The organism is Glycomyces sp. NPDC048151 (assembly GCF_043202775.1).
Taxonomy (GTDB): Bacteria; Actinomycetota; Actinomycetes; order Mycobacteriales; family Micromonosporaceae; genus Glycomyces.
The window spans coordinates 1-1,344 of the sequence record NZ_JBIDBB010000019.1 but is presented as its reverse complement, the minus strand read 5'-3'; the positions used below and the strand labels follow the sequence as shown (position 1 = coordinate 1,344).

The 1,344-nt window shown below is 64.9% G+C and carries 2 protein-coding genes; both read right to left on the bottom strand.

The genetic code is table 11. The features are described 5' to 3' along the window. Nucleotides 1–50: 50 nt before the first annotated feature. On the bottom strand, nucleotides 51–953 hold the full coding sequence (locus ACGGCP_RS26905; protein ID WP_392971845.1) for an IS3 family transposase: 903 nt from the start codon (nucleotides 951–953) through the stop codon (nucleotides 51–53). 20 nt (nucleotides 954–973) lie between these two features. Then, nucleotides 974–1,344, bottom strand: a 371-nt coding sequence (locus ACGGCP_RS26900) for a transposase (protein ID WP_392971842.1), incomplete at its 5' end; no start/stop codon positions are given.

The following is a 1,344-nucleotide window of genomic DNA, read 5'->3' as shown; positions in this document are numbered from 1 at the left end:
CCTGTGATGCCCCCGCTTTTCCGGACACTCGTTTTCTTGTTTTTGTAGGATCACACCCCGCCTGGACGGGGTTGTGGTAGAACCTCGTGTTTTGTGGCCTGGTCCTCCTTCCACGCGGCCTCGAACTCCTCGGGTGAGCGGTAGCCGAGCTTCTTCTGGATCCGCCGGGAGTTGTACCAGCCGTCGATGTAGAGGAAGAGCGCTTCCTCGACCGCGGCCGGGCTTGTCCAACGTTTCCCGTAGATCGCCTCGATCTTGAGCGTGGACCAAAAGTTCTCCATCAGCGCGTTGTCGTAGCTGTCGCCCACCGAACCCATCGAGCGGCGGATCCCGTTGTCGGACAGCATCTGCGAGAAGCGCAGACTCGTATAGTTCGAGCCGCGGTCGCTATGGTGGATCAACTGCCCGTCCCTGATGTCCTTGGACCACAGCGCATACGAGAGCGCGGCGGCGATCAGGTCGGTGTTGCAGGACGGTCCGGTCGCCCACCCCGCGATCCGGTTGGAGAACACGTCGCGGATCGCCGCGACCCACACGATCCCGCAGTCGGTCGGGATGCGTGAGGCATCGGCCAGCCAGACCCGGTCGGGTCCTTCGGCGGTGAAGTCCCGCTCGACGAGGTCCTCGACCGGCGCGGCCTGCGCCTCGGTCTCGGGCTTCGGGTGCTTCCAGCCGCGACGCAGATGCGACCCGGCCCAGCCCTGGCCGGCCATGAGCCGTTCGACTCTCTTGCGGCCCACCCTGATCCCGTCGCGGCGCAACCGGCCCCAGACGCGGTCGGCCCCGTAGGTCCGGCCCGACTCGACCCAGATCTCATAGATGACCGAGAGCAGGCCCAAGTCCACTTCGGCGTGATCCGAGGGCCGGTCGGCCGAGCGAGCCCACCCGTAGTAGGTCGACGGCGGCACCTGTAGAACCCTGAGGAGGAGATCGACCGCGTATCGGTGCCGCATCCGTTCGACGAACACGAGCACTACCGCCGGGTCTGGTCGATCTCGGAGGCGAAAAACGCCGAGGCCGCGCGCAGGATCTCGTTGACCTTGCGCAGCTCCTTGTTCTCCTTCTGCAACCGGGAGATGAGCTCCTTCTCAGCGGTGGTCGGCCCCTCGGAGCGGACCCCTGCATCACGCTGGGCCTGTCGGACCCAGTTGCGGAGGGTCTCACGGTTGATCCCGAGCTGGTCGGCAGTCTGGGCGAGCGGCCGATCAGGCGACTCCAGACACAAGCGGACCGCTCGCTCTCTCAGTTCAGGCGGGTACTTCCGGATAGGCATGCGAACCTTGTCCCCTTCTGGTTCATTCCAGAACCAAGATAAAACCTCTCCGGAAAAACGGGGGGAGCACA